The organism is Micromonospora sp. NPDC049374 (assembly GCF_040677165.1).
GTDB lineage: Bacteria > Actinomycetota > Actinomycetes > Mycobacteriales > Micromonosporaceae > Micromonospora.
Genome location: NZ_JBFAQH010000010.1, coordinates 1 through 18,771 on the forward strand (window position 1 = coordinate 1; position 18,771 = coordinate 18,771).

The 18,771-nt window shown below is 71.6% G+C and carries 15 protein-coding genes; 12 read left to right on the plus strand and 3 right to left on the minus strand.

Going from position 1 to position 18,771, the window contains the following annotated elements:
• Window positions 1-182: 182 nt before the first annotated feature.
• Window positions 183-1,178 (minus strand): DUF998 domain-containing protein, encoded by a 996-nt coding sequence (locus AB0J93_RS17560; RefSeq protein ID WP_363923005.1) that lies wholly within the window; start codon window positions 1,176-1,178, stop codon window positions 183-185.
• 126 nt (window positions 1,179-1,304) lie between these two features.
• Here AB0J93_RS17560 and AB0J93_RS17565 point away from each other — a divergent pair, with 126 nt between their 5' ends.
• Window positions 1,305-2,006, plus strand: a complete 702-nt coding sequence (locus tag AB0J93_RS17565) for a TetR/AcrR family transcriptional regulator (protein WP_363923007.1) — start codon at window positions 1,305-1,307, stop codon at window positions 2,004-2,006.
• Here AB0J93_RS17565 and AB0J93_RS17570 read toward each other — a convergent pair.
• Entirely contained in the window at window positions 1,951-3,858 is a 1,908-nt protein-coding gene (locus AB0J93_RS17570; protein ID WP_363923009.1) for a beta-N-acetylhexosaminidase, read from the minus strand. The two genes, AB0J93_RS17565 and AB0J93_RS17570, sit on opposite strands and share 56 nt — an antisense overlap.
• A 312-nt stretch (window positions 3,859-4,170) precedes the next feature.
• On the opposite strand from AB0J93_RS17570, the gene ppdK reads away from it, so the two are divergent.
• On the plus strand, window positions 4,171-6,906 hold the full coding sequence (gene ppdK / locus AB0J93_RS17575; protein WP_363923011.1) for a pyruvate, phosphate dikinase: 2,736 nt from the start codon (window positions 4,171-4,173) through the stop codon (window positions 6,904-6,906).
• Window positions 6,907-7,025: 119 nt separating this feature from the next.
• Here the strand turns inward: ppdK and AB0J93_RS17580 are convergent, their stop codons facing one another.
• On the minus strand, window positions 7,026-7,508 hold the full coding sequence (locus AB0J93_RS17580) for a roadblock/LC7 domain-containing protein (RefSeq protein ID WP_363923013.1): 483 nt from the start codon (window positions 7,506-7,508) through the stop codon (window positions 7,026-7,028).
• Between the two features lie 308 nt (window positions 7,509-7,816).
• On the opposite strand from AB0J93_RS17580, the gene AB0J93_RS17585 reads away from it, so the two are divergent.
• The 10 genes from AB0J93_RS17585 to AB0J93_RS17630 all read left to right on the plus strand — a co-directional run bounded on the left by AB0J93_RS17585 (window position 7,817) and on the right by AB0J93_RS17630 (window position 18,771).
• A complete protein-coding gene (locus AB0J93_RS17585; protein WP_363923015.1) occupies window positions 7,817-8,170 on the plus strand; it encodes a VOC family protein in 354 nt (117 codons plus the stop codon).
• Window positions 8,167-9,408, plus strand: a complete 1,242-nt coding sequence (locus AB0J93_RS17590; RefSeq protein WP_363923017.1) for a deoxyguanosinetriphosphate triphosphohydrolase — start codon at window positions 8,167-8,169, stop codon at window positions 9,406-9,408. Before AB0J93_RS17585 ends, AB0J93_RS17590 begins: the two co-directional genes overlap by 4 nt.
• Window positions 9,409-9,460: 52 nt before the next feature.
• Complete coding sequence (locus AB0J93_RS17595) at window positions 9,461-10,306, plus strand: siderophore-interacting protein (RefSeq protein WP_363923019.1); 846 nt, start codon at window positions 9,461-9,463, stop codon at window positions 10,304-10,306.
• Window positions 10,307-10,437: 131 nt separating this feature from the next.
• Complete coding sequence (locus AB0J93_RS17600) at window positions 10,438-12,087, plus strand: BCCT family transporter (RefSeq protein ID WP_363923021.1); 1,650 nt, start codon at window positions 10,438-10,440, stop codon at window positions 12,085-12,087.
• Between the two features lie 189 nt (window positions 12,088-12,276).
• A complete protein-coding gene (gene dnaG / locus AB0J93_RS17605) occupies window positions 12,277-14,142 on the plus strand; it encodes a DNA primase (RefSeq protein WP_363923023.1) in 1,866 nt (621 codons plus the stop codon).
• Window positions 14,143-14,144: 2 nt separating this feature from the next.
• On the plus strand, window positions 14,145-14,681 hold the full coding sequence (locus AB0J93_RS17610; RefSeq protein WP_363923025.1) for a hypothetical protein: 537 nt from the start codon (window positions 14,145-14,147) through the stop codon (window positions 14,679-14,681).
• 59 nt (window positions 14,682-14,740) lie between these two features.
• Entirely contained in the window at window positions 14,741-15,673 is a 933-nt protein-coding gene (locus AB0J93_RS17615) for an ABC transporter ATP-binding protein (protein ID WP_363923027.1), read from the plus strand.
• A 23-nt stretch (window positions 15,674-15,696) separates the two neighbouring features.
• Entirely contained in the window at window positions 15,697-16,491 is a 795-nt protein-coding gene (locus tag AB0J93_RS17620) for an ABC transporter permease (protein ID WP_363923029.1), read from the plus strand.
• Between the two features lie 9 nt (window positions 16,492-16,500).
• Window positions 16,501-17,310 carry an ABC transporter permease gene (locus AB0J93_RS17625; RefSeq protein ID WP_363923031.1) on the plus strand — a complete coding sequence of 270 codons (810 nt, stop codon included), beginning with the start codon at window positions 16,501-16,503 and terminating at the stop codon, window positions 17,308-17,310.
• Window positions 17,311-17,652: 342 nt separating this feature from the next.
• Window positions 17,653-18,771 carry a hypothetical protein gene (locus AB0J93_RS17630; RefSeq protein ID WP_363923033.1) on the plus strand — a complete coding sequence of 373 codons (1,119 nt, stop codon included), beginning with the start codon at window positions 17,653-17,655 and terminating at the stop codon, window positions 18,769-18,771.

The window sequence follows — 18,771 nt, forward strand, 5'->3', positions numbered from 1 at the left end:
TGCGGGTGGGCCTCGCGTGAAAGGGGAGATGTGCTACGCGCTGTGCGGCGTTCGGTGCCCGGCAGGTGATGCCCGGGAGGTGGTGTAACGCCGGGTGGGCCGGGGCCATTCCGGGGGGTCCTCGCGGGGGAGGGCGGATGGCTTCGGCGTTGTCCGGGGGTGTAACGCCCGGGGGCCGGGGGTCATTCCGGCCGGGCCGGGGGCGGCGCTGGGAGGCGCTCGCGGTTACGCCATGTACAACCACCGGGCCGGGCCCGCGATTCCGCCGGGGGCGTGGCCCCGGTCACCGGCGAATCGGACATCTGGCCACGCCGTGCACGATTGTCCCCACCGGCGTTCCGCGCAGCGGTGTCGGCCGTGCCATTGGCGCGGGGCTGCCGGTCGACGGAGGCGGCGGTGTGCCGGGAGGCCGGCTGAGGGCGTCGGCGGTGGGCCAGGAGTCGAGCGGCGGCCACGCCGAGCCAGGCTATCCCGGCATACACCGCGATCCGCTCGAAAAGCCCACCCGGTGCACCGGGCGTCAGCCCGGCATGGTCGAGGGTGACGAGCGTGGCGCAGGTCAGGAAGGCGGTCACCACAAGCGTCGCTACGCCGCGTCCGAGGTGCCGCCAGACGGCGGGGTCCCGAGCGGGGCCTGCCTGCTCGCCGGCGAGCCTGTCAGGGGTGTCCGCACGCTCACCGGTGCTGCGCTTGTCGGTGATGTCTGCCTGCTGACCTCGGTGGGCGCGGATCAGGTCGAGATCCCGGCCCAGCCGCCAGGCGGTCACGGCGAGCGCGGCGACGACGACCAGCCCCGCGATGTCGTGGAGTCCGCCGTGCCAGGTTTGCACCGCAGCCGCATCCGGTGGGTAGTTGAGGCCGGGATCGATGGGAAACACGGCTGCGGCCATCAGGGCCAGCCCGGCGAGCGTCACCGACCTCCAGGTTGCCCGGCGGGGCGTCGCGCCGGCCGCCCTCGCCTGGCCCCGCAGCCCGATCGCGATGGCGACGACCAGTAGCCCGACGGCGACCAGCTTGACGGTGCCGAGCCAACCCCGGTCGCCCAGGGACAAATGGCTGATCCAGTGCCGGGTGAGCTGATAGCCGGGGCGGCTTGCGCCGTCGGCCAGATCCACGCCGATCAACGCGGTCGGCGCGAGGACGGCGGCAGCGCGGGCGGTACGGGTCAGGGCGTTCATCGGCATCATGCGAACGATGTTCGCATGATGCGAACACCGTTCGCAAGGTGGTTTGTCGGGGCCTCGACTACCCTGTGGCCGTCCCGCCGGGATCGGGGCGGCCACCGGAATTGCGGAGGAAGCCGGATGATCAACAGTGGTGCGGAGCCCCCGGCTCGGCGGCGTCGTTCCACCCGGCCGAAGCCGGCGCTGACCCAGCAGGCGATCGTCGCTGTCGCACTCGACCTGGTCGACCGGGCCGGCGTGGACGCGGTCACCATGCGCAGCGTCGCCGACGCGCTCGGCACCGGGCCGGCCTCGATCTACCGGCACGTCACCGGCAAGGACGAACTTCTCGAACTCGTGCTCGACCGGGTGCTGGCCGAGGTCGCCGTGCCGCCGCCCGACCCGGAGGACTGGCGCGGGCCGCTCATCGCGCTGGCCCGCGAGGTGCGACGGGTCCTGCTGGCGCACAACGACATCGCCGCGGTGGCCATGTCGGGTCCACCGGTCGGCGACAGTCCAGCCCACATCGCTGAGGCGTTACTGGCGATTCTGCGTACGGCTGGTTTTCCGGACGAGGTCTGCGCGTGGGCGGTCGACCGGCTTTCCCTCTACGTCACCGCCGACGCCCTCGACACCGCGCGGCAGCGGGCGCCCCACGATGGCCCGGAGGCGGTCCAACGGCGCTGGGCGGCCGTCGCGCAGTACTACCGCCACCTGCCTGCGGACCGCTTCCCGCACACCGTCGCGCTGCGCGACGCACTGTTCGTCGCCGGCCCGGTGGACCGCTTCACCCTCGGTCTGGAGCTGTTCCTGGACGGACTGGCGTCTCGTCGAGGCGGCTGACCGGCGCCTGTCCGACATCGTCGGCCGACGGCCTGCGCGGTGCGGGCACCGGCGTCGTCGGCCAGGGCAGCTCAGGAGAACGGTGGTACGTGATGCCCGCAGTGGCCCACCGCGGGCCGTGTGTCGCCAGCCGCTCGCGGAACGCGCTCCAGTCGTGCGTCGACCGGGGTGACCAGCCCAGCTCGGCGATGGCGGGCAGCCGGGGGAACAGCATGAACTCGATCTCTGCGAGCGTGGTCACCGACTCGGTCCACAGCGGCGCCTCGACGCCGAGCACCGCCTCGGCCGGTACGTCGGCCAGATGGTTGGCCGGGTCCCAGTCGTACGCCCGGTGTACGTCGATCAGGCCAGCCCAGTCGTGCCCGATCGGGGTGTCCGGGGCGTACTTCATGTCGAGGTACGCGTGGTTGCCGGGGGAGAGGATCAACCGGGCCCCCCGACGTACCGCCTCGGCGGTCACCGCGTCCTCGCCGGTCGTGCCCCACCACTGGAGGATCCGCCGGTCGGCGTGGGCGGCGGGGGCGATCTGGTGCCAGCCGATCACGTCCCGGCCCAGCCCGGCGACGATGCGCTGCACCCGTTCGACGAAACCGGCGTACACCTCGGCGGGCACCTTGAACGCCTCGTCGCCACCGATGTGCAGCCACCGTCCGGGGGTGAGCGCGGCGATCTCGCCCAGCACGTCGGCGACGAAGTCGTACGTGCGCTCGCTGGCCGGGTCGACGTAGCTGAAGCCGACCTCGGTGCCGGTGTACGGCGGCGGTGCGATTCGGTCGGGTGCCAGCTCGCCGTACGCGGTCAACGCCGCGTGGGTGTGACCGGGCAGGTCGATCTCGGGGATCACGGTGATGTGCCGCTCGGCGGCGTACGCCACGATCCGTTGGTAGTCCGCCCGGGTGTAGTACCCGCCGGGGGCGTCGCCGACCGCGCCGGCCCCGCCGACGGTGGCCAGCCGGGGCCAGGAGTCGATCGCGATCCGCCAGCCCTGGTCGTCGGTGAGGTGCAGGTGCAGCCGGTTGAGCTTGTACCGGGCCAGGTGGTCGATCACCCGCAGCACGTCGGTGACGCCGAAGAAGTGCCGGGCCACGTCGAGCATCGCTCCCCGGTGCGGGTAGCGGGGGCGGTCGAGGATCGAGCCACCCGGCAGCACCCAGCGTTCGGTGACCGGGGTGGCGCTCTCGACGGCGGCCGGCAGCAGCTGCCGCAGCGTCTGCACCCCGTGGAAGAGCCCGGCGGCGGTGCCGCCGGCGATGCGTACGCCGTCGGTGGTGATGTCCAGCCGGTAGCCCCCCTCGCCCATTGCGGCCTCGCCGGTCAGGTCGAGGGCGATGCCACCGGACGGTACGGGCGTGGCGGCGTCGGTCACCGGCAGCGGGTATCCGGTGGCCGGGCGCAGCAGCGCGGCGAGATGCCCGGCGACGGCCACGGCGGCCGGATCGGCGCTGACTCGGATCACCGCGTCGGCGGCGAGCAGGTAGTCGGCCGTCGCGTCCGGTTCGACCCGTTCCGGCGCGGGCACCACGTCGCCCAGCCGGGTCGGTGCCGGCGGTGCGAGCAGCGCCGCCGCGTGCCGCTCCGCCGTCCGGGCCAACTCCCCGGCGGTACGCCCGGCAGCCTGAGCGGCATCGTCCGCGTGCGCGGCCGTCTCGGCCCCGGCAGCCGTGTTCGCCCGCGCGGTCGTTCCGGCTCCGGCAGCGGCGTTCGCCTCCGCGGCGGCCCTGCCAACTGCGGCGGCCTGGCCTGCGGCGACGGCCTCCACCTCCGGGGCGGGCGTCGCCTCGGACGGCGCGGTGACGTCGGCGGGGTGGGGCGGGTCGAGTGGCTCCGGTGCGGTGCTGGGTGCGGCGGACACGAGGACTCCCGAGGGGGTGTATTCGCGGCGGTTGTGGCAATGGTGCGGGGTGGTCACAGAGCGTGCCGTCTAGCGTACGGGGAGGCCGGCAATTGCGTGAATCTGCGCGTGGAACCGTTCCCAAAAACTGTGCTGAACGCGAACAGTCGTGATTGCTGTGCCTATTGTCACCGAATGCTCCCAGGCCGCGCGTTGGTCGCTTAGCCTTCGCCCACCGATCGGCACGACTCCCCGGATTACCAGCCGATGGATTCGGGGTATCAAAAAACTGAACCTTCGTTAAGTGTCAATCCGGGCGCGTGGGAGGCTCTGGTGGCAGCGCAAGAGACGGTTGAGCACAAGTACGTCTACGACTTCGCCGAGGGCAACAAGGACCTTAAGGACCTCCTCGGCGGCAAGGGAGCGAACCTGGCCGAGATGACCAATCTCGGCCTGCCGGTGCCGCCCGGCTTCACCATCACCACCGAGGCGTGCAAGGCGTACCTCGACACGGGTGCGGAACCGGCCGGGCTGGCCGACCAGACCACCGCGCACCTGACGGCGCTGGAGCGCGAGATGGGCCGGCGACTCGGCGACCCGGATGACCCCCTGCTGGTCTCCGTACGCTCCGGGGCGAAGTTCTCGATGCCCGGAATGATGGAGACCGTGCTCAACGTCGGTCTCAACGACCGCAGCGTCGAAGGACTGGCCCGGCAGGCCGGTGGCTCGGCCGAACCGGCCGCCTCCGGCGGCGCGGACCGGTTCGCCTGGGACTCCTACCGCCGGCTGATCCAGATGTTCGGCAAGACCGTCTGCGACGTGCCCGGCGAGGAGTTCGAGCACGCGCTCGACGAGGCCAAGCGCGCCAAGGGCACCGACCTCGACCTGGACCTGGACGCGGACGACCTGCGCAGGCTGGTCGACGCGTACAAAAAGATCTTCACCAAACACACCGGGCGGGAGTTTCCGCAGGAGCCACGCGAACAGCTCGACCTCGCCGTGCGGGCGGTCTTCGAGTCGTGGAACGCCGAGCGGGCGGTGGTCTACCGCAGGCAGGAGCGGATCCCGGCCGACCTGGGCACCGCCGTGAACGTGGTGGCGATGGTCTTCGGCAACCTCGGGCCCGACTCCGGCACCGGCGTCGCCTTCACTCGCGACCCGGCCAGCGGCGCCCAGGGCATCTACGGCGACTACCTGGCCAACGCGCAGGGCGAGGACGTGGTCGCCGGCATCCGCAACACCGTGCCGTTGCAGGAGCTGGAGCGGATCGACAAGGACTCCTACGACGAGCTGCTCGACTACATGGCCCGGCTGGAGCGGCACTACCGGGACCTGTGTGACATCGAGTTCACCATTGAGCGCGGCAAGCTGTGGATGCTCCAGACCCGGGTCGGCAAGCGCACCGCCGCCGCCGCGTTCGTCATCGCCGGCCAACTCGTCGACGAAGGCCTGATCGACCTCGACGAGGCCCTGCACCGGGTCAACGGCGCGCAACTGGCCCAGTTGATGTTCCCGCGCTTCCAGCTCGACCACGATGTCCAGCCGGTCGCCACCGGCATTGGCGCCTCGCCGGGCGCGGCGGTCGGCAAGGTGGTCTTCACCTCGGCCCGCGCGGTCGAGTTGGCCGCCCAGGGCGAGGCCGTGATCCTGGTCCGTCGGGAGACCAACCCGGACGACCTGAACGGCATGATCGCCGCCCGGGGCATCCTCACCTCGCGGGGCGGCAAGACCAGTCACGCCGCGGTGGTGGCCCGGGGAATGGGCAAGACCTGCGTCTCGGGCGCCGACGAACTCGACATCGACGTGCCGAAGCGGCGGTTCGCCGTCGCCGGACACACGGTCACCGAGGGCGACGTCGTCTCCATCGACGGCACCACCGGCAAGGTGTACCTGGGCGAGGTGCCGGTCAGCCCGTCGGAGGTGGTGCGGTACTTCGAGGGCGAACTCGACCCGGCGACCATGGACGATGCCCTGGTCAAGGCCGTACACCGGATCATGTCGCACGCCGATGCCAGCCGGCGTCTGGCGGTACGTACCAACGCCGACACCGCTGCCGACGCGGCCCGGGCCCGGCGCTTCGGCGCCGAGGGCATCGGGCTGTGCCGCACCGAGCACATGTTTCTCGGTGACCGTCGCGAGCTGGTGGAACGGCTGATCCTGGCCCGCGATCCGGCCGAGCGGGAGGACGCGCTCGCCGCGCTGCTGCCGTTGCAGCGGGCCGATTTCGTGGAGATCTTCCGGGAGATGGACGGGTTGCCGGTCACCGTCCGGTTGATCGACCCGCCGCTGCACGAGTTCCTGCCGCCGCTGGAGCAGCTCGCCGTGAACGTGGCGGTCGCCCAGGAACGCGGTGAGGACGTCGCCAAGGAGGAGGCGCTGCTGGCGGCGGTGCGCCGGATGCACGAGGAGAACCCGATGCTCGGGCTGCGCGGCGTACGCCTGGGTCTGGTCATCCCCGGACTGTTCGCGATGCAGGTCCGGGCGATCACCGAGGCGGCCGTGGAGTGCACCCGCCAGGGGATCCGGTCCTGCCCAGAAATCATGGTCCCGCTGGTCGGTGCGGTCCAGGAACTGGAGACGGTACGCACCGAAGCCGAGCGGATCATCGCCGAGGTGGTCGGCGGCAGCGACGTCGACGTCCTGATCGGCACGATGATCGAGGTGCCCCGGGCAGCGTTGACCGCCGGGCAGATCGCCGAGGCGGCCGAGTTCTTCTCCTTCGGCACCAACGACCTGACCCAGATGGGTTGGGGCTTCTCCCGCGACGACGTGGAGGGGGCGTTCTTCTGGCGCTACCTGGAGCTGGGCATCTTCGGCATCTCACCGTTCGAGTCCATCGACGCGGACGGCATCGGCCGCCTGGTCCGCATCGCCGCCGAGGAGGGACGGGCGGCCCGTCCGGGGCTGAAGATCGGGGTCTGCGGCGAACACGGCGGCGATCCCGACTCGGTGCACTTCTTCCACTCCGTCGGGCTGGACTACGTCTCCTGCTCGCCGTTCCGGGTGCCGGTGGCGCGGCTGGAGGCAGGCCGGGCCGCAGTGATCACCACCGGCTCGGACAGCCGCTGACCGCACGCCCGAAGCAGCGACATCGGGGATGGCGCTCTGTCGAGCCACCGGCGAGGCAGCACCATCCCCGATGTTGTCGCGCGATGCTCGGTGTCCTCGCGATGCCCGGTGTCCTGCGGTCAGATCGGGGGGCGGCGCCAGGTGATCGACGGGTCGCGGCGGGGGCGCTGGTTCGGCATTGTGGCCATGGGCGTGCGCACCGCCAGCGGGGCGTGCGGATCCGGTTGGTGGGGCAGCAGCGTCGGGCGGCGGCAGGCGGCGAGGGCGGGGCCGGCGCGGCGGACCACCCCACGGGCCTCCTCGCGGAGTGCCGCCAGATCCGCTCCCGGTGCGGCGACCAGGGTCAGCAGGGCGTCCCGACCGGCCGGGTAGGTGACCACGCAACCGGCGGCCGTGTGCACCACGGACTCGTGGAACTCGCCCTGCCGCACGGTGGCCGCCATCCGATGCCCGAGGCCGAAGCTGGCCGCGGCCAGCGCCGCCAGGTGGGTGGCGTCGGTCGTAGGCAGATCGCTGGAGATGAGCAGGCCGTCCGTGCCGGCGAGGACCGTGCCGGCGACCTCTGGACGGCGTCGGCGCAGCCCTCGGAGCTCGGTACCCATCATCGTTTCCGCGTTCACGAGCGTGTCTCTCCCACCGGTCGTGTCTCGCCGCAACAGGTGACGTTCCGCGATGGCGACGCTACCCGTGGATGTCGATGAGTGCGATCCCGTTACCGTCGGCAATCGGGCGACAACTCTCGTCTGATCGGAGGATGTGGACCCGCCGTGGGCACGTCGCCGGCGAGCCGAACCGGGCCCCCGGGCGTAACCTGACTTCGCCCGTGGACCGTCGTTTCGCGAAGGGGTGGCCGGATGGGATCGCGTACCGAGTTGTCAGAGGCTGTCGGTGTCGCGGTGGCGGTGCCGGCATGACCGCCGTGTGGGAGAGCCTGACCGTCGACGCCCGTGACCCGGGTCGGCTGGCCCGCTGGTGGGCCGAGGCGCTCGGGTACCAGGTGGTCGAGGAGCGGCCGGACGAGGTGGAGATCCGGCAGAGCGCGGACCAGCTGCCCGGCATCGTCTTCGTGCCGGTGACCGGCGTCAAGGAGGGCAAGAACCGGCTGCACCTCGACCTGCGCCCGATCGACCGGGAAGCCGAGGTGGAACGGCTTGTCGACATGGGTGCCCGGCACGTCGACATCGGCCAGGACGGCGACGACTGGACGGTGCTGGCCGACCCGGAGGGCAACGAGTTCTGCGTGCTGCGGCAGCGTGGGGATTGAGTGCTGCGTCCGGTGGGCCGGACGCGGCGCGTCGGGTCGCGGAGCCGGTCAAGGACCCGGAGCACGGCCGGTCCCCGTACGAGCGGGACCGGGCCCGGGTGCTGCACTCGGCGGCGTTCCGCCGGCTGGCCGCGAAGACCCAGGTGCACACGGCCGGCACCGACGACTTCCTGCGTACCCGGCTGACCCACTCGCTGGAGGTGGCCCAGATCGCCCGTGAGATGGGCGCCCGGCTGGGCTGTGACCCGGACGTGGTGGACACCGCCGGGCTGGCGCACGACCTCGGGCACCCGCCGTTCGGTCACAACGGCGAGGCCGCGCTCGACGAACTGGCCGCCGACTGCGGTGGGTTCGAGGGCAACGCCCAGACGCTGCGGGTACTGACCCGGCTGGAGGCCAAGGTGTACGGCCCGGACGGGACGTCCGCCGGGCTGAACCTGACCCGTGCCTCGCTGGACGCGGTCGGCAAATACCCGTGGACCCGCCAGCCTGGCCGGCGCAAGTTCGGGGTGTACGCCGACGACCTGCCCGCCTTCGCCTGGCTGCGGCAGGGCTCCCCGGCCCGCGAGCGGCAGTGCCTGGAGGCACAGGTGATGGACTGGGCCGACGACGTGGCGTACTCGGTGCACGACGTCGAGGACGGCATCCACGGCGGATATCTCACGCTGGAGCCGCTGCTCATCGATTCCGACGAGCGGGCGGCGCTCTGCGCCGACGTCGCCGCCGTCTACTCGACCGAGTCGTCCGACTACCTTGCCGAGACGCTGGCCGGCCTGCTCGCCGACCCGGTGCTCGCCCCGCTGGCCGGCTACGACGGCAGCCATCGGGCCCAGGCCGCACTCAAGGCCACCACCAGCGTGCTGACCGGCCGGTTCGTGGCGACCGCCGTCGCCGCCACCACCGAACGGTTCGGCCCGGGAGCGCACCGACGGTACGCGGCCGAGCTGGTCGTACCCCGGGCGTTGCGTGCCCGGTGCGCGCTGCTCAAGGGGATCGCCCTGCGCTACGTGATGCGTCGGCCCGGCGCGCAGGGCCGCTACCAGCGGCAGCGGGAGATCGTCGCGGGGCTCGTGGGAACGCTGGCCGCGCGGGCACCGGAAGCGCTGGATCCGGTCTTCGCACCGCTGTGGCGGGACGCAGCCGACGACGATGCCCGACTGCGGGTGGTGATCGACCAGGTGGCTTCGCTTACCGATCCCGCCGCCCTGGCCTGGCACGATCGCCTGATCAGAAGCTGACACCGGGGTTGGGGGTTGAACGGCACGCCGTGAGTGAGGTTAGCCTAACCGAATGACGGATCGCCCGAAGAAGGTCACCTCCGCCCGCGTACTGCGTACCGAGCGGCCCACCCCACACGTGGTCCGGCTGGTCCTCGGCGGGGAGGAACTGGCCGGCCTGCCGGTCGGCGAGTTCACCGACCACTACATCAAGATCGTCTTTCCGGTCGCCGGAGTCGACCACCCGCGCCCGATCGATCTCGCCGCCATTCGCCGCGACCTGCCTCGCGAGCAGTGGCCCCGGCTGCGCGCGTACACGGTCCGCGCCTGGGACGCGGTGGCCGGGGAGCTGACCGTCGACGTGGTGCACCACGGTGACGAAGGGCTGGCCGGCCCGTGGGCGGCGGCGCTGCGCCCCGGCGACGAGGTGCTGTTCGTCGGCCCGGGTGGGGCGTACGCGCCGAGCCCGGCGGCCGACTGGCACCTGCTGGTCGGCGACGAGAGCGCCCTGCCGGCGATCGCCGCTTCCCTGGCCCGGCTGCCCGTCGGCGCGCCCGCGCACGTCTTCGTCGAGGTCGACGGCCCGGCCGACGAACAGCCGTTGCCCAGCCCCGGCGCGGTACGGCTGACCTGGCTGCACCGAGGCGTACGCCCGGTGGGTGAGGCGCTGGTGGCCGCGGTGCGTGAGTTGGATTTCCCGCCCGGCACGGTGCACGCCTTCGTGCACGGTGAGGCGGCCTTCGTCCGCCAGTTGCGCCGGTTGCTGCGGGTGGAGCGGTCGGTTCCCCGCGAGTGGCTGTCCATTTCCGGCTACTGGCGAAAGGGCCTGGACGACGAGGGCTGGCGGGCCACCAAGCCCGACTGGAACCGCCAGGTCGAGGCCGACGAGCAGGGGCGCGTTCCCGCGCCGCTCGGTTGACCATCGGGCCGATAACCGGCAAGGTGGCACCCCAACTCGCCCCTGAACGGCTGAAGTCGACTCTCAGGGTGCGATTAGCCGGAATTTCGGAGCACGACGGCGGGGGAGCGGGAGGATGGTCAGGGGTGACCATGAGCGAGCAGGTAGACGAGAAGGCCGCCGAACACGGCGGTAAGGGTGGCACGATCGACCCGATCGTGCTCGGCCTGGGCGTCGGCGGAGTGCTCGCCGTGGTGCTCTGGGGGGTGCTGGCCCGTGATTCGCTGGCGAGCGTCGGCGAATCGGGTCTGGCCTGGGTGATCGGCACGTTCGGCTGGTTCTTCGTGGTGGCGGCCAACGCCTTCCTGGTGCTTGCGGTGGTGCTGGCGCTGTCCCGGTTCGGCCGGATCCGGCTCGGCAAGGACGACGACGAACCGGAGTTCAGCACGCTGGCCTGGATCGCCATGATGTTCAGCGCCGGCATGGGCATCGGCCTGGTTTTCTTCGCCGTGGCCGAGCCCATCCAGCACTACGCGGCACCGCCACCGGCGGCCGGCGTCGAGCCGCAGACCGGGCAGGCGGCATCGGCGGCCATGCAGTTCACCCTCTTCCACTGGACCCTGCACCCGTGGGCGATCTACGCGGTGGTGGCGCTGGCCCTGGCGTACTCGACGTTCCGTCGGGGCCGGCAGAACCGGATCTCGGCGGCGTTCCGGCCACTCATCGGCGACCGCGCCGACGGCCCCGTAGGTCAGGTCATCGACCTGCTGGCCGTCTTCGCCACCGTCTTCGGCTCCGCCACCAGCCTCGGGCTCGGCGCCCTTCAGGTCGCCGCCGGCCTGGACCTGGTCGCCGGGGTGCCGGACAGCACCGCGGTGGAACTGGTGGTCATCGGGGCGCTGACGCTGGCCTTCGTCATCTCCGCCTTCACCGGTCTGCACCGGGGCATCAAGTGGCTCTCCACCACCAACGTGGTGCTGGCCGTCGCACTGATGCTGTTCGTGTTCGTGGTCGGGCCGACCATCTACACCCTTGAGGTGCTGCCCGCCTCGATCGGCGACTACCTCAGCAACCTCGTCTTCATGTCCACCCGGACCGGGGCGTTCTCCGACCCGGCCTGGCTGGGCGGCTGGACGATCTTCTACTGGGCGTGGTGGATCTCCTGGGCACCGTTCGTCGGCACCTTCATCGCCCGCATCTCCCGTGGGCGAAGCGTGCGGCAGTTCCTGATCGGCGTGCTCCTGGTGCCCAGTGGCGCCAGCGCCGTCTGGTTCGCGATCATGGGCGGCAGCGCGCTCCGCGTGCAGGCCACCGGAGTACGCGACCTCGTGGCGGACGCCTCCGCCAGCAGTGAGCAGGCGCTGTTCGGTCTGCTCGACGCGCTGCCGTTGGCGGCGCTGACCGGCGTGCTGGCCATGGTGCTCATCGCGCTGTACTTCGTCACCAGCGCCGACTCCGCCTCGCTGGTGCTCGGCTCGCTGACCTCCCGGGGCGCGCTGCGTCCGCACCGGCTGGTCGTGGTCAGCTGGGGAATCCTGATCGGCGCGGTCGCCGCCGTGCTGCTGCTCGTCGGTGGGCTGGATGCGCTGCAACAGGCCACCATCATGGTGGCGTTGCCGTTCGTGGTGGTGATGCTCGGGCTGGCCGTGGCACTGGTCAAGGACATGGCCGGCGATCCACTGCTGGCCGCGCCGACGCGTAACCGCCCGCACGGCCTGGCCGAAGCGGTGCGCGCCGCCCGATCGTACGAGGAGGAGGATCCGCCGCCGGTACGCCGCTACCTGCGGCGACGCCCCCGCTGACCGTTCTGACCGCCCACGCCGCGCCGTCCCGCCGCTGTGCCGGAACGGCGCGGCGTCGGCGTCGGTGCCCCGCGTCGGCCGCCGCCCGCGCCGTTGGGCAGGGCCCTTCCGCTACCGGAGACGTCAACAAGGGGCCCTTCCTCACTCCCCGAGCGGGCAGGGCAGGATGTAGGTCGAGGAGGTGGCGCAATGGCGGGGCGGATCCGGGACGAGGACATCGCGCTGGTCCGCGAGCGGACGTCCATCGCCGAGATCATCTCCGACACGGTGACGCTCAAGTCGGCCGGCGGCGGCAACCTCAAGGGGCTCTGCCCCTTCCACGACGAGAAGAGCCCGTCGTTCAACGTCTCGCCCGCCCGCAACGTCTGGTACTGCTTCGGCTGCGGTGCCGGCGGCGACGCCATCAAGTTCCTGATGGACGCCGAGCACCTCAGCTTTGTCGAGGCGGTGGAGCGGCTCGCCGCCCGTGCCGGTCTGCAACTGCGGTACGTGGAGGACGACCGGTCCGCGCCTCGACCGAACCGCCCGCAGCAGGGGCAGAAGCAGCGGCTGGTGGCCGCGCACGCCGCCGCCGTCGAGTTCTACACCGCGCAGTTGGCCACGGCCGGCGCGCGTCCCGCCCGGGAGTTCCTGGCCGAGCGGGGCTTCGACCGGGCCGCCGCGCAGCGGTACGGCTGTGGCTTCGCCCCCGACGGCTGGGACCTGCTCACCAAGCACCTGCGTCAGCGTGGCTTCAGCCACGACGAACTGGTCACCGCCGGGCTGTCCCGCCCGGCCCGCTCGGGCAGCCTGATCGACCGGTTCCGCCGCCGGCTGCTCTGGCCGATCCGGGACCTGACCGGCGACGTGATCGGCTTCGGCGCCCGCAAGCTCTTCGCCGACGACGACGGCCCGAAGTACCTGAACACCCCCGAGACGCCGATCTACAAGAAGTCCCACGTGCTCTACGGCATCGACCAGGCCAAACGGGAGATCGCCAAGCAGGGCCGGGTGGTGGTGGTCGAGGGCTACACCGACGTGATGGCCTGCCACCTGGCCGGTGTGCCGACCGCCGTGGCGACCTGCGGCACCGCCTTCGGCGCCGACCACATCGGCGTGCTGCGCCGGCTGCTGCTGGACACCGACGCCGTCGCTGGCGAGATCATCTTCACCTTCGACGGGGACGCGGCCGGGCAGAAGGCCGCGCTGCGCGCCTTCGACGACGACCAGCGCTTCGTCGGGCGTACCTTCATCGCGGTCAGCCCCGACAACATGGACCCGTGCGAGCTGCGGCTGGCAAAGGGCGACCTGGCCGTGCGGGACCTGGTCGCCCGCCGCGAGCCGCTTGTCGACTTCGCGCTGCGCCACGTGATCAGCCGGTACGACCTGGACACCGTTGACGGCCGGGTCGAGGCGATGCGGCGTGCCGCGCCCCTGGTGGCGAAGCTCAAGGACCGGGAGAAGCGTCCGGAGTACGTTCGCAAGCTCGCCGGCGACCTCGGCATGGAGATCGAACCGGTGCAGCGGGCGGTGCTGACCGCCGTCTCGGGACGACCGGAGAACGGCCCGCCCGCCCGGGCCGCCCGGGCCGAGCCGAGCGTGGACAGCCCGCAGTCGATGGTCGAGCGGGAGGCGCTGAAGCTGGCCCTCCAGGAGCCGGTGCTGGCCGGTCCGATGTTCGACGCGGTCGAGGCGACCGACTATCGGCACCCGGTGCACGTGGCCGTCCGGGCGGCGGTCGCCGCAGCCGGCGGGGTCGCGTCGGCGGCCGGCGGCGCGGTGTGGATCGAAGCGGTACGCGACGCCTGCGCGGATCTCGCCGCCCAGGCCCTGGTCGGTGAGCTGGCCGTGGAACCATTGCGGATCGACGGTGAACCGGATCCGCGCTACGTCTCGATCACCATGGCCCGGTTGCAGTGGGGGTCGGTCACCGCACGGATCCGGGAGCTGAAGTCCCGGATCCAGCGGATCAATCCGGTAAACAACAAGGACGAGTACTTCGCCGCCTTCGGTGAGCTGCTCTCGCTGGAGCAGCACGCCCGTGCCCTGCGCGAGCAGGCGGCGGGAGGGTTGTAGGAATGCCACTGTTCCGCCGCCGGCCGAAGCTGCCACCGGCCGACCGGCCACCGCTGGAGCGCGACGAACGGGTGCTGGCCTGGGCTGCCGCCGGCAACGGGGAGGGCGACGGGGTGGTGGTCGCCAGCAATCTCGGGCTCTGGCTGCCCGGCCGGGGTCACCGGATCGGTTGGCACGACGTGGTGAAGGCCGTCTGGTCGGGCCGGGAGCTGACCGTGATCCCGGGCGAGCGGGTCGCCGAGCGGGACGGCTACCTGGTGGTCGCCGAGCTGCCGGCCGAGCGGTATCTGCTGCTCGATCCGGGTGACCTGCCGCACCAGGTACGCACCCGGGTCACCCGCTCCGTCGCGTACACCCAGCACCACGCCGTGCCCGGCGGATCCGGCCGCATCGTCGGTCGGCGGGTTTCCGGTAGTGACGGTCTGACCTGGATGGTCCACTACGACCCCGGCACCCCCACCGACGACCCGGACGTCCTCGCCGAGACCGACCGCCTCGTCGCCGCCGCCCGCGCCGCCACCACCCCCCAGGACCTCTGACCCCGCCACGCCGCCGTAATCGGGTGGGAAGTGTCGGACCGGGTGTCTAGGGTCCGGGGGTGACCATGGCACAACCACTCATCCAGGCACGGGGGCTGGTGAAGCGGTTCGGCGACTTCACCGCCGTCGACGGCATCGACGTGGAGGTCCGCGCCGGTGAGGCGTTCGGCTTCCTGGGGCCCAACGGTGCCGGCAAGTCGTCCACCATGCGGATGGTCGGCTGCACCTCGCCGCCCAGCGGCGGGGAGCTGCGCATCCTGGGCATGGATCCGGTGCGGGACGGGCCAGCCATCCGGGCTCGGCTCGGGGTGTGTCCACAGCTGGACAACCTCGACCCCGAGCTGACCGTCCGGGAAAACCTGACGACGTACGCGCGCTACTTCGGCATTCCACGCCGGGTGGCCCGGGCCCGGGCCGCCGAGTTGCTCGACTTCGTGCAGCTCAGCGACCGGGCGGACAGCAAGGTCGAGCCGCTCTCCGGCGGCATGAAGCGCCGGCTCACCATCGCCCGCGCACTCGTCAACGAGCCCGACATCGTGCTGCTCGACGAGCCGACCACAGGTCTCGACCCGCAGGCCCGGCACCTGGTCTGGGAACGGCTGTTCCGGCTCAAGCAGCAGGGCGTCACGCTTGTGCTCACCACGCACTACATGGACGAGGCCGAGCAGCTCTGCGACCGGTTGGTCGTGATGGACGGCGGTCGGATCGTCGCCGAGGGGTCGCCGCGCGCGCTCATCGAGCAACATGCCACCCGCGAGGTGGTCGAGCTACGGTTCGTCGCCGAATCACAGGAGGCGTTCGCCGGCAAGCTGGACGCCCTGGGGGAGCGGGTCGAGGTGCTGCCCGACCGGATCCTGGTCTACGTGCCCGACGGCGACGCGACGGTGGCCGAGGTCGCCGCGCTCGGGCTGCACCCGACGAACGTGCTGGTCCGGCGCAGCAGCCTGGAGGACGTCTTTCTGCACCTCACCGGCCGCACCCTCGTCGACTGAGCCAGCACACCGAAGGGGCTGCCATGGCACAACTGACCCGGGACCGACCCGCCCTGCCGCGGGTGCCGGCGCTGAGGGTGCTCGAATACCACCTGGTGGGTTACCGGCGCACCTGGCGGGCCGGTGCCTTCTCGTCCTTCCTGCTGCCCACACTTACCGTGCTCGGGTTCGGGGTGGGTGTCGGCGCGTACATCGACCGGGGTGTCGGTGGCGTCTCGTACCTGGAGTGGATCGTCGGTGGGCTGCTGGCGTCGACGGCGTTGCAGGTGGCGATCGCCGAGTCGACGTGGCCGGTCTTCGGCAACCTCCAGTGGCAGAAGATCTACTTCGGGCAACGCTCGTCGCCGCTGCGGGTCGGCGACATCCTCGCCGGCCACCTGTCGTTCGTGCTGTTCCGGGTGCTGACCTCGGTCATCGCGTTCCTCCTGGTGACCGGCGCGCTGGGGGCGCTGCGGTCGCCGTGGGCGGTGCTGGCGGTGCCGGTGGTGGCGCTGCTCGCGCTGGCTGTCGCCGCACCCACCTTCGCGTACGCGGCATCTGTCGACTCGGACAGTTGGCTCGCCATGCTGTACCGCTTCGCGGTGATCCCGATGACCCTGTTCGCCGGGGTGTTCTTCCCGGTCGAGTCGCTGCCGCTGGTGCTGCGCTGGCTCGCGTACGTCACGCCGCTCTGGCACGCCGTGGACCTGTGCCGGGCGGCGGTGCTCGGCGTCGCCCCGCAGTGGTCGGTCGCCGGTCACCTGTGCTACCTGGCCGCCTGGGCGGCCGGAGGATGGTTGCTCGCCCGCCGCGTCTTCGCCCGCCGGCTCGTCGTCTAGGAGGGGGTCATGGTCAGTCTGGTGCTGCCCCGGCTGGTCGACGTCTCGGCCGCGTCGCGGCGATCCGCGTCGGTCACCGAACGGAACGTCGCGGCCCTGAAGTCCGTCTACTGGCTACTACTGGTCTCCGGCTTCGTCGAGCCGCTGCTCTACCTGCTGTCCATCGGCGTCGGGGTGGGTGCGCTGATCGGCGACCTGACGCTGCCCGGCGGCACGGTCGTCACGTACGCCGCCTTCGTCGCCCCGGCCATGCTCGCCTCGTCGGCGATGACCGGCGCGCTGGCGGAGACCACCTTCAACTTCTTCGGGAAGATGAAGTACATGAAGCTGTACGACGGGGTGATCGCCACCCCGGTGCAGCCGTTCGAGATCGCCCTCGGCGAGTTGGCCTGGGCGATGCTGCGGGGCAGCGCGTACTCGGCCGCGTTCCTCGTGGTGATGGTGGCGATGGACCTGACCACGCCCGCCCGCGCGCTCGCCGCGTTCCCGGCGGCGGTGCTGGTCGGCTTCGCGTTCGGCGCGCTCGGCATGGCGTTCTCCACCTTCATGCGCAGCTGGCAGGATTTCGACCTGATGAACTCGGCGCAGTTCACGCTCTTCCTCTTCTCCGGCACCTTCGTGCCCGCCGAGGCGTACCCGGCGGTGCTGCGGTGGCTGGTCGAGGTGACTCCGCTCTACCGGGCGGTGCACCTGATCCGCGCGCTGACCGTCGACACCGGCGGCTGGAGCTGGACGCTCGACGTCCTCTACCTGCTCGTCGTACTGGCAGCCGGCCTGCTCATCGCCTCCCGCCGGATGGGCCGCCTGCTCTACAAGTAGCTCGCGCCCGGCCCCCGGGGCGTCGCGGGCCGCGGCGATTCGTGGCAATCCAGGTGTCTTCCGGCCGGCGTGTCGAGCATCAGGAGTGCCACAGTTCAGCGCCGCAGCAGGGCAGCGCGCCGCGCCTCAGCGGGGTCGGGCCCAGGTGAGGCGCGCCTTCGTCGCCCACCTTCCCGTACGTCCGTAGTCCCACCGCGTCCACCATCCCGGCGTTCCGCCACCGTCCCGGTGGCTGAGCCGGCCAATCATTGACAGTTTCCGTTACGTGCTAACAGTTACGTGCTAACGGATTCTGTCCAAGATCTGGTGGTGTGCCGCCGATGGGGCGACCACTGTCGGTGGATGGTTCCCGATGAGGCGGCTGGGGCGCTGGAGTGGTTGGCCTTCGAGCAGGCTGGTGTGCTCACCAGCGCGCAGGCCCGCACCGTGCTCACCGATGGCACCGTACGCGGGCTGGTGCGTTCCCGACGGTGGCGCTCGATCAGTCGTGGTTTGCTGCTGGCGGGCAACGGCCGGTTGACCCGGGATCAGCAGCTGTGGGTCGCGGTTCTCGCCGCAGGACCGGGCGCGGCGCTCGCGGGTACCACGGCAGCCATCGAGGCGGGGGTACGTGGCCTGCGATCCGAGCCCCTGCACGTGCTCGTGCCGGCGTCCCGTCGGGCCGGGCGGACCACCCTACGCCAGTTGCCGATCGACATGGCCGCCGTGGTGGTGCACCGGACATCGGTCCTGCCCGATGCGCATCTCCAGGTCGGCCGTCCGCCCCGGACGACCACCGCGCGGGCACTTGTCGACGCCGCCGGATGGGCACCCTCGCCGCGCCTGGCGCAGGAGGCGCTCGCCGCCGGCTGCCAGCAGCGGCGGGTATTGCCGGAGGAACTGGCCGCCGTGCTGGAAGTGCTGCCTCGCGCGCCTCGGCGGCTGTTGATCCGGCAGACCATCGACGACATCGCCGGCGGCGCTCAGGCGTTGAGTGAGATCGATTTCGTCCGGCTCTGCCGTCGTGCCGGTCTGCCCCGGCCCGACCTGCAACAGCGGCGGACCGACGCGGCCGGCCGGACGCGCTGGTTGGACGCGTACTGGCGGGAGTGGGGCGTGCACGCGGAGATCGACGGCTCGCATCACATGGACGTACGCCAGTGGACGGCGGACATGCGACGACGGAACGACGTCTGGACGGCGGGGGAGCGGATTCTCCGCTTCCCGCGTGGCTGGTCCGGGCACACCCGGAGCAGGTCGCCGACACCGTTCGCCGTGCCCTCCTGGCCGCCGGCTGGCAACCCGACGCCACAAACCGCTGAGATCTTGGAAGGTTCCCGTTCGGACGACCTAACGGAAATTGTCCAAGATCTCAGGAGCGGGGAGCGGGGAGCGGGGAGCGGGGAGCGGGGAGCGGGGAGCGGGGAGCGGGGAGCGGGGAGCGGGGAGCGGGAGTGCGGGAGTGCGGTGAGGGCTCCGTAG

Bases quoted from the DNA above. Each gene is read 5' to 3' on its own strand.
- AB0J93_RS17560 (WP_363923005.1), bottom strand. From the start codon at position 1,178: ATGAACGCCCTGACCCGTACCGCCCGCGCTGCCGCCGTCCTCGCGCCG.
- AB0J93_RS17565 (WP_363923007.1), top strand. From the start codon at position 1,305: ATGATCAACAGTGGTGCGGAGCCCCCGGCTCGGCGGCGTCGTTCCACC.
- AB0J93_RS17580 (WP_363923013.1), bottom strand. From the start codon at position 7,508: ATGGGTACCGAGCTCCGAGGGCTGCGCCGACGCCGTCCAGAGGTCGCC.
- AB0J93_RS17585 (WP_363923015.1), top strand. From the start codon at position 7,817: ATGACCGCCGTGTGGGAGAGCCTGACCGTCGACGCCCGTGACCCGGGT.
- AB0J93_RS17595 (WP_363923019.1), top strand. From the start codon at position 9,461: ATGACGGATCGCCCGAAGAAGGTCACCTCCGCCCGCGTACTGCGTACC.
- AB0J93_RS17600 (WP_363923021.1), top strand. From the start codon at position 10,438: ATGAGCGAGCAGGTAGACGAGAAGGCCGCCGAACACGGCGGTAAGGGT.
- dnaG (WP_363923023.1), top strand. From the start codon at position 12,277: ATGGCGGGGCGGATCCGGGACGAGGACATCGCGCTGGTCCGCGAGCGG.
- AB0J93_RS17610 (WP_363923025.1), top strand. From the start codon at position 14,145: ATGCCACTGTTCCGCCGCCGGCCGAAGCTGCCACCGGCCGACCGGCCA.
- AB0J93_RS17620 (WP_363923029.1), top strand. From the start codon at position 15,697: ATGGCACAACTGACCCGGGACCGACCCGCCCTGCCGCGGGTGCCGGCG.
- AB0J93_RS17625 (WP_363923031.1), top strand. From the start codon at position 16,501: ATGGTCAGTCTGGTGCTGCCCCGGCTGGTCGACGTCTCGGCCGCGTCG.
- AB0J93_RS17630 (WP_363923033.1), top strand. From the start codon at position 17,653: ATGGTTCCCGATGAGGCGGCTGGGGCGCTGGAGTGGTTGGCCTTCGAG.